This window comes from Solidesulfovibrio sp. C21 (assembly GCF_047785625.1).
Lineage (GTDB): Bacteria > Desulfobacterota > Desulfovibrionia > Desulfovibrionales > Desulfovibrionaceae > Solidesulfovibrio.
In genome coordinates this window covers 26433-34624 of record NZ_JBLODY010000043.1, presented here as the reverse complement: position 1 = coordinate 34624, position 8192 = coordinate 26433, and the positions used below count along the sequence as shown (strand labels likewise).

Here is an 8192-nt window from a genome sequence, read left to right as displayed (position 1 = left end):
AAACTTTTCTACAGAAAAGTTTCCCCCCGGCTCTTTACACCGCGAATCCCAAGGCACCGGCCAGGATGGCTGTGGAGCCGGCGAAGGGGCGGCGTTCCCACAGGGCGTTCTGGGCGGCCCACCAGTCGGGGTGCAGGTCCAGGTCGGCGGTCCGGGCGACCAGCCGGGCCAGATTGCGGCAATCCGGGTCCGGTTCGGCCGCGCGCCGGGCGGTTTCGGCGGCCAGCCGCGCCTCCAGGGCCGCCTTGACCGGCGAATTGCGCCCGGCCTCGATCAGGAAAAGCCGCAGTAGCGCCTCGCGCTTTGCCGGCAGCGGCAAAGCGAACACCTCGTGCCATAAAAGCCCCGGCCACAGATGCAGCCACAGCGGCGCCAGATTGAGCGTATTCTGGGCTTCCTGCAGTTCGGTGACAAGTTTCCTTGCCGTCGCGGCCTGGGCCAGCATGGCGGCAAAAAAGGCGTCCTCGGCGTGGCGGGCGAAGGCGTCGGCCAGGGCTTGCCGCTTGTTGACGGGAAGGCCCACGTCGCGGAAGCACACCCCCTCCTCGGCCCCGCCCCCGGCCGCGACCATGGTCACGCAGCCGTCGAAGGGATCGGCGGTTGCGGCCTGGCGGAAGCTTATGGCGAAATCCTCGGTGGCGGTTTCCAGGTGGTAGCGGAGGGAGGCCGTGCCGGGGCGCGCGCCGCCCTCGGGATCATCCAGGCGCACGGTCACCGCCACGCCCGGCCAGCGGGCCTCGGCGCTCCCGTCGCCGGTCGGCAGGCGCTCTTCCAGGCCGAGGGTGAGCAGGGCCTGGGTGACGAGGGTCTTGGGCGTTTCGCGCCGGGGCCGGACCATGTTTTCCCATATATCGCGGCCCGAACCCATTTCCGGGTCGTTGGAACGCGCCTTGGCCAGGATGTCCGTGACCTCGGGCTCGGGGTCGGCCATGCCCGTGGCCCGGGCCAATTCCGCGGCCCGCAGGGCGAAGGTCAGGCCATTGACCGGCTCGAGCCGTGAAATCTCGTCGAAAAACCAGGCGCAGCTGGCAAAGGAAGCCAGTCCCCAGGCCTGCATGGACAGCAGTTTCCAGGCCGTGCCCCGGGCCGCTTCCGGCAGTTTCGGCGCGAAGTGCGCGGCCTCGAAAGCGGCCGGGGCCATGCTTGCGGCCATAACCTTTCCGTAGGCCGCAAGCGCCCGGCGGGGATCGCTGAAAAGGGGATTGCCGGCGGCGAAGAAGTGGGCGTCCAGCCGGGATTTGAGGCGATCGAGGGCCTCCCGGAGCGGCGCGCGCCATTTCTGGTTGTAGCCGGGATGCCCGCCGTTGGTGCAACCGCAGTCCGAGCGCCAGCGCTCGACGCCGTGGGCGCAGCTCCAGGCCGAGGCCTCGCGGATACGCACAAACCGTTTGGGTGGATCGGTCTCCAGAAACGTCGCGTAATTGGTGAGCGTCAGCCCATCGCGGCCGGAGCGCGCCTGATCGAGCACGTAGGCCAGGGCCATCTCGCCGAAGGTGAAGTGGTGGCCGTAGGTCTCGCCGTCGGTGGCCAGCGACAAGAGCCCCTCCCCGGCCGCGCCGGAAAGACGGCGGAAAAACTGCTCGCCATCAGCCAGCAGGCGCTCGAAGGCCACGGCCTGGGACAGGGGGCCGTGGTAGAAAAAGACGGCCATGGGCCTGCCCGACGGCAAAAGCACCTTGTAGGGCCGGCGGATGTCCAGGGAGCCGGCGTCCACGCCTTGCCAGTTTTCGCCGTCGTCGCTGACGGCCGTGGCCTGGGACGGGGCCAGGATGGTGAAGCGGATGCCGGCGGCGGCCAGGGCTTCGAGGGTCGGCGTGTCCACGGCGGTTTCGGACAGCCACATGCCTTCCGGATCGCGGCCGAAGCGGGCCCTGAAATCGTCCACCGCCCAGGCCACCTCGAGTTCCTTGTCCAGGTCCGAGGCCAGGGGCATGATGACATGGTGGTAGATCTGGGCCAGGGCGTTGCCGTGGCCCAGGCGCTTGACGCTTTCGCGGTCGGCCTCGAGCAGGCGGGCGTAGGTGTCCGGGGCCGAGCGGGCCATCCAGGCGAGCAGCGTCGGCCCGGCGTTGAAGCTCATCCATTCATAGCAGTTGAGCAGTTCCACGATGCGGCCCGAACCGTCCAGCCGCCGGGCCCTGGCCATGGGCGCGTAGGATTCGCGGCAGATGCGCTCGTTCCAGTGGCGGCTCGGGGCGGCGCTGCCTTCGGGCAAAATGAGCCCGAGCCAGGGATCCTCGCGGGGGGGCTGGTAGAAATGGCCGTGGATGCAAAGGGCGCGGTCCATAGGCGGGCTTACTCCTGTCCGGGTTTGCGTTCGAGGTCCTCGCCGGCGGCGTCCGGCGCGGCAAAAATCTTCTTGTCCAGAGCGTCCAGCGCCTTGGCGGCGAGTCGGCCCTCACGGTGGCGCAAAAGCGAGGCGTCCACGTAATGCACCTCCATGGGGCCGAGCTTGGGCCGCACCAGGGCGATGGACAGGCCCGGCCACGACCATTGGTGGATGACGCCGCCGTCATCGGCCGTCCTCGTGTCCGGGGAACCGTATTTGGCGCTGTAGGCGGCCAGCACGCGGTTGTAGTCCGAATCCGGGCCGTCGCCGGAGGCGGCGATGGTCAGCGCCACCCCAGCCAGCCGGTCCTGGTCGTAGCCGTACAGCACGCTTGCGAGGGGGATGTCGCCGAGGCGGAGCCGTTCATCGCCGCGACGGTAATATTTGCGGCCGCGGTGGGTGTAGAGGTATTCGCCGGCGGGCAGGGCCTGGGGCGGGGAGCCGAAGGCCGCGCCGCGAAACGAACGTGGCGGATCGCCCGGGGAAAACAGGCGGAAGCCCCCGGAAAGCGACGGCGGCGCGCCGGCGGCCGTCTCGGCGGCGTCCATGGCGGCGAGCAGCTTGGCGTCGGCGTAGCGGATGGTCACGCCGCCGGCCTCCACGTCGCGGGAAAGGGCGATCTGGGCCTCGGGCCAGCTCCAGACCAGTTCCTCCTCCAAGGTGGCGGCAATGGCGCGCGGCGGCCCGTATTTGGCGATGTAGGCCCGGCGCAGGGCCTCGAAATCCCCGCCCTCGCCGACCCGCATGACCACGGCGAAAAGCTTTCCCTGGAAAAAGCCGTACAGAATGTCGGTCAACCGCAGGTCGCCGAGCTCCAGGCTGTCCCCGGGCCGGCGGTAATAGGCGGCCGCGCCTTCGCGGTAGGCCGGGGTCAGGCCGGGAATGCCGGAAATATCCCGGCCGAACCGCAGTCCCCGAAAGCCGATGGGCCCGCGCCGGCGGATATCCTCGACGCTTTGCCAGACCTCGCGCTCGTCGGCGGTCAGCCCCGGCAGGTAGACGTAATCGACCACGGTCTTCCCGTCCCGGGCGAAATGGGACAGGGACACGGTGAGAAGCGGCCGCCGCCAGACCAGGCGCAGAAAACCCGGCGCGCCCTCGCGGCCGGGGCGGCCGTACTTGGCGGTATAGGCGGCCACGAGATCACCCAGGCCCTCGCAGCCCGTAAGCGTCATGCGCACGAAAAAAAGCGCCCCCCGCGAAAAGCCGTAGCGGATGTCCGTGGCGCAGGTCGCGCCCAAAAGCGGCTTTTCCTCGGACCGGCGGTAAAAGGCCGTGTCGCCGAAGCGGGCCACAAGCTCCATGCCCGGCATGGAGGCCACGGGCGCGCCAAAGGACAGACCGCGAAATCCCGGCGGGTTGGCGGATTGGGCCCGGGCCCCGGCGCACCAGCCGAGACCCAGCAGGACACAGAGCAGGAAGGCATGGCATCGGCTTCCCATGGCCGATCCTCAACGGGCCAGACGCCGGCCCAGACGATGGGCCATTTCGGTCAGGCTCGCGGCCAGTCCGCCGACCTCGTCATGGCTGCGGACAGTCAGGGTCGAGGTCAGCCGGCCCTCGGCCATATCCCGGGCAAAGGCGGCGCAGCGGCGCACCGGCATGCCGAGCAGCGCGGCCATGGCCACGGCAAAGGCCAGACCGAAAAGCAAAAGGCCCCAGCCGGCAGCGCCGAGAACAAGCCGCAAGGCGCGAAGCGATCCGGCCAGCCGGCCAGCCTCCCCCGCCACCTCGGCCAGAGACGCCCCGCCCAACCGGGCGGCCCCGGACAGCGCGGCGTGTTCGGCCTCGAGAATCCTGCGCCCCGTCTCCCGCAGGGCCTTCCAGTCGGCAAGGACCGCCGTCACGGCCTGACGGTACTCGGCCAGGGCGGCAAACACCGGGGCAAGCCGCCTGGCATCGTCGTCGGAACCGGCCCTGGCGTCGCGAAGGGCCGCCTCGGCCGCGTCGAAGCGGGCCTCAGCCTCGGTCAGCCGGGCCGGGTCGCGTTCGCCCCGGGCCTCACCGGCCGCGGTGGCCACATCCCGGCCGGCGCGCTGCGCGACCTGGGCCAGCTTCAGGCGCCGGGCATGCTGGCGCAAGGCGTCGGGAGCCGGATAGCGGGCGGCCAGCTCCTTGTCCCACTGGGCGGTTTTCTGCCCGATGTAGTCGTCCACGGCCGCGTCGTAGGCGGTGGATGCCTCGGCCAGCCGGGCCCGGCTGGCGCTCAAGCGTTCGTTGGCGACGACCGACGACTCGGCGGCCTTTTTGTAGGCATCCAGAAAAAAGCCGATCTTGCCGGCCTCGGCGGCCAGATCCTTGAGCTCCGGACGGGAGGCGGCCTCCTGGGCGGCGTGCAGCACGTCGGCCGCCTTGGCCAAATTCCTCTTGGCCCGTTCCAGGGATTCGCGGTCGGAACTCAAGGCATAGTCCCGGATGGACTGGGAGGCCAAAAGCAGCTGGCGCTCCACGGCCACGGCCAGATCGGCCCGGGGCAGACGCGTCGTCTCCAGGGCCTTGAACCGGCCGGACAGCGTGTCGAGGCGGGACACGGCAAAAAGCCCGAGGAGCAGGGCGGCCACGGCCACAACGCCGATGGCGGCGGCGATCTTGAGCGGGAAAAGGGGAAACCTCATGCCGGTGCGTCCTTTGTTTTTACGGATGCGGCACGGGGGCGGCGGGATACGGCGGACCGGGCTCCCGAGCTATTGCCCGATCCATAGCGGGTATTGGCGCGAAATCAAAGGGGGGCGGACGCCCCCCATCGCAACGCCTCCTGACGGAGCGGCCTTGGCTCCCCGGCCGGCATCAGCCGAAGCGACCGGTGATGTAGTCCTCGGTCTGCTTCTGGGCCGGGCGGGTGAAGATGGTTTCGGTGGCGTCCACCTCAACCAGCTTGCCCATGTAGAAAAAGGCGGTGCGGTCCGAAACGCGGGCCGCCTGCTGCATGCTGTGGGTGACGATGATGATGGTGAAATTGCGTTTGAGCTCGTGGATGAGCTCCTCGATCTTCTGGGTGGCGATGGGGTCCAGCGCCGAGGCCGGCTCGTCCATGAGCAGCACTTCCGGCTCGATGGCCAGGGCCCGGGCGATGCACAGGCGCTGCTGCTGGCCGCCGGAGAGGCCCAGGGCCGAGTCGTGGATACGGTCTTTCACCTCGTCGAAAAGCGCCGCGCCCTTGAGGCTTTTTTCCACCTGCTGGGAAATGTAGGTGTTGTTCCGCACCCCGCCCACGCGCAGGCCGTAGGCCACATTTTCGAAAATGGTCTTGGGAAAGGGGTTGGGCTTCTGGAAGACCATGCCCACCCGGCGACGCAGTTCCACCACGTCCAGGCTGGAGGCGTAGACGTTTTCGCCGTCCAGGGTGAGCTCCCCCTCCACCCGGGTGCCGGGGATGAGGTCGTTCATACGGTTCAGGCAGCGCAGGAAGGTGGACTTGCCGCAGCCCGAGGGACCGATCAGCGCCGTGACCTGCTGCTCGTAGACGGTCAGATTGATGTCCTGGAGCGCCTTGAACCGGCCGTAGTAGAAGTTGAGGCCCTTGGCGGCCATTTTCACGGTGTCGGGCATGGGAGATTCCTTTTCGTTCGGTTACGGATGCGCGGGGAAAAGCCGTGGGCGCAGCCTGCATCCCAGGTGTGGAAGTTTCATGACGATTGGGTCGACGGTCCGAGACAAACCGTTGCCTGCGCCGCCTCGGTCCCGGGCGCGAAAGCGGGCAGGGTGAAATAAAAAGCGGCCCCGGTCATTTCGCCCCGTCCCCGGTCGGCCCATATCCTGCCGCCGTGCCGTTCCACGATATGCTTGACGATGGCCAGGCCAAGGCCGGTGCTGCCCTGGGTCTTGGAGCGGTGGCGCTCCACCCGGTAGAAGCGCTCGAACACGCGATGACGCTCCTCGGGAGGGATGCCCGGCCCCTGGTCCAGCACGCCGAAGGTCACGGTCTGGCCCTCGTCGTCCGGGCAGGCGGTCATGACGATGCGCGAGCCCTCGGGCGCGAACCGGGTGGCGTTTTCGAGCAGGTTGCGCCAGACCTGGATCAGCTGCCCGCCGTCGCAGCGCACGAGGAGTTCCGTCTCGGGCAGCTGGTTGTCGAAGGAAAGTTTTCTGGCGTCGGCCAGAGGCTGGCATTCGCGCACGGCGTCGGCCAGGGCGGCGGCGGCGTCGATTCCGGGCTCGGGCCGGTCGCTTGCGCGGTCATCGCCCGCGCCCGGCTGTTCCTCCAGACGGGCCAGGGTGAGGATATCGTCAACCATCTTGGACATATGGTTGGCATTTTTAAGTATCACGTCGAGGAACCGGCGCTTTTCCGGGGCCAGTTCCGGCGCGGCCGCCAGCAGCGTCTCGGCGTAGCCCTTGATGGAGGTCAGGGGGGTGCGCATCTCGTGGGTGACGTTGGCCGCGAAATCCCGCCGCACCCGCGACAGCCGCCGGGTCTCGGACACGTCGTGGAAGACCAGCACCGCGCCGTGCTCGCGCCGCCCGCCGGCCGGGTCGAGCCCGAGGCGCACCAGGGACACCTCGTAATAACGCCCCGGCCCCAGTTCGATCTCCAGGGTCGAGGCCGCGGGCAGGTCCTCGCCCGCCTCGCCGAGCAGATTGTCGCAGGCCATTTGCAGTTCCGGACTCGGCGCGACCTCGATAGGCCGGCGGCCGACCACGTCGCCCGTCACCGGGGCGATGCGCTTAAGCGCCGGATTGGCCACCCGCACCTTGCCCGCCGCGTCGAGCACCATCACGCCTTCGCGCATGCCGTCGAGGATGGCTTCGAGCTGGGTCTTCTGGTCGGTGATGGTGCCGATGTGGGATTCGATGCGCCGGGCCATGTGGTTGACGGCCTCGGCCAGGGCGGAAAATTCCCCGTCCGGGGACAGGTGGATGCGGTGGCGGTAGTCGCCGTCGCCAATGGCCCGGGCCACGGCGATGACCTCGGCCAGGGAACGTGACAGACGCCGGCCGACCAGCCAGTAGACGCAGCCGGCCGCGAAAAGCGCCCCGCCGTAGGCGAACAGGCGTTCGGGCCGGGTCAGCGTGGCGGGCAGCAGGGAAAGCGCGGCCAGACAGGCGGCGGTCACGGTCAGGCAAAGCGCCGCCGCGCGCAGGCCCAAGGTATCGGAAGCGGCCACCCCCCTACTCCTTGAACCGGTAGCCCACACCCCGGACGGTTTCGATCATGCGGGCGCAGGAGCCAAGCTTCTGGCGCAACCGACGGATGTGGGTGTCGACCGTGCGGGCATACCCTTCGAATTCGTAGCCCCACACGGAGTTGAGCAGCCGGTCACGGGTGAGCACCCGGCCCGTGCTCTGGAACAGTTCGGCCAGCAACCGGAATTCCGTAGCCGTCAAGGCCACTTCCTCGCCGTCCAGGTTCACCCGGTGGGCGCCGAGGTCCACGGACAGGCCGTCGCGCGAGAGCACCTGCCGGCGCTCCTGCTCCGGGGCGTGGCGCTTGAGCACCGCCCGCAGGCGCAGGATGAGCTCCCGGGGGGAAAACGGCTTGACCACGTAATCGTCGGCCCCGAGCTCCAAGCCCACGATGCGGTCGACTTCCTCGCCCCGGGCGGTCAGCATGATGATCGGCGCGGCGGCGGTCTTGGGATCGCGCTTGAGCTCCTTGCAGACCTCGAAACCGTCGAGTCCGGGCAACATGAGGTCCAAAATGATGCCGGCCGGCGGCGCACGCCGGGCCTTGGTCAGGGCGTCGTAGCCGTCCTTGGCCGTTTCGGTGGCGAAACCGGCGCTTTGCAGGTTGAAGGCGAGCAATTCGACGATATCGTCGTCATCTTCAACTATCAGGATGGAATCCTTGGACATGCGTCACCTCGGAGTTTTCGTCGCTCGAAAGAACATGACGGCTTGACGCGCGGATGAATGACGCGTGACG

Annotated in this window: 6 protein-coding genes; all 6 read right to left on the bottom strand. The window is 68.6% G+C overall.

Going from position 1 to position 8192, the window contains the following annotated elements; all coding sequences use genetic code 11:
- Positions 1-34 precede the first annotated feature (34 nt).
- Entirely contained in the window at positions 35-2287 is a 2253-nt protein-coding gene (locus ACMZ6R_RS13320; RefSeq protein ID WP_416112224.1) for a DUF3536 domain-containing protein, read from the bottom strand.
- Positions 2288-2295: 8 nt separating this feature from the next.
- Positions 2296-3771 (bottom strand): hypothetical protein, encoded by a 1476-nt coding sequence (locus ACMZ6R_RS13315; RefSeq protein WP_416112222.1) that lies wholly within the window; start codon positions 3769-3771, stop codon positions 2296-2298.
- Positions 3772-3780: 9 nt separating this feature from the next.
- Complete coding sequence (locus ACMZ6R_RS13310; RefSeq protein ID WP_416112220.1) at positions 3781-4944, bottom strand: HAMP domain-containing protein; 1164 nt, start codon at positions 4942-4944, stop codon at positions 3781-3783.
- Between the two features lie 172 nt (positions 4945-5116).
- Positions 5117-5878 carry a phosphate ABC transporter ATP-binding protein PstB gene (gene pstB / locus ACMZ6R_RS13305; protein WP_416112218.1) on the bottom strand — a complete coding sequence of 254 codons (762 nt, stop codon included), beginning with the start codon at positions 5876-5878 and terminating at the stop codon, positions 5117-5119.
- Between the two features lie 77 nt (positions 5879-5955).
- Positions 5956-7434: an ATP-binding protein gene (locus ACMZ6R_RS13300; protein WP_416112216.1), complete on the bottom strand. Its 1479-nt coding sequence runs from the start codon at positions 7432-7434 to the stop codon at positions 5956-5958.
- Positions 7435-7438: 4 nt separating this feature from the next.
- The gene (locus ACMZ6R_RS13295; RefSeq protein WP_416112214.1) at positions 7439-8122 is read right to left on the bottom strand and encodes a winged helix-turn-helix domain-containing protein; all 684 of its coding nucleotides are present in this window, start codon (positions 8120-8122) and stop codon (positions 7439-7441) included.
- Positions 8123-8192 lie beyond the last annotated feature (70 nt).

Excerpts from the sequence above, each read along its gene's own strand:
- ACMZ6R_RS13315 (WP_416112222.1), bottom strand. The coding sequence starts at position 3,771 with ATGGGAAGCCGATGCCATGCCTTCCTGCTCTGTGTCCTGCTGGGTCTC.
- ACMZ6R_RS13295 (WP_416112214.1), bottom strand. The coding sequence starts at position 8,122 with ATGTCCAAGGATTCCATCCTGATAGTTGAAGATGACGACGATATCGTC.
- ACMZ6R_RS13310 (WP_416112220.1), bottom strand. The coding sequence starts at position 4,944 with ATGAGGTTTCCCCTTTTCCCGCTCAAGATCGCCGCCGCCATCGGCGTT.
- pstB (WP_416112218.1), bottom strand. The coding sequence starts at position 5,878 with ATGCCCGACACCGTGAAAATGGCCGCCAAGGGCCTCAACTTCTACTAC.
- ACMZ6R_RS13320 (WP_416112224.1), bottom strand. The coding sequence starts at position 2,287 with ATGGACCGCGCCCTTTGCATCCACGGCCATTTCTACCAGCCCCCCCGC.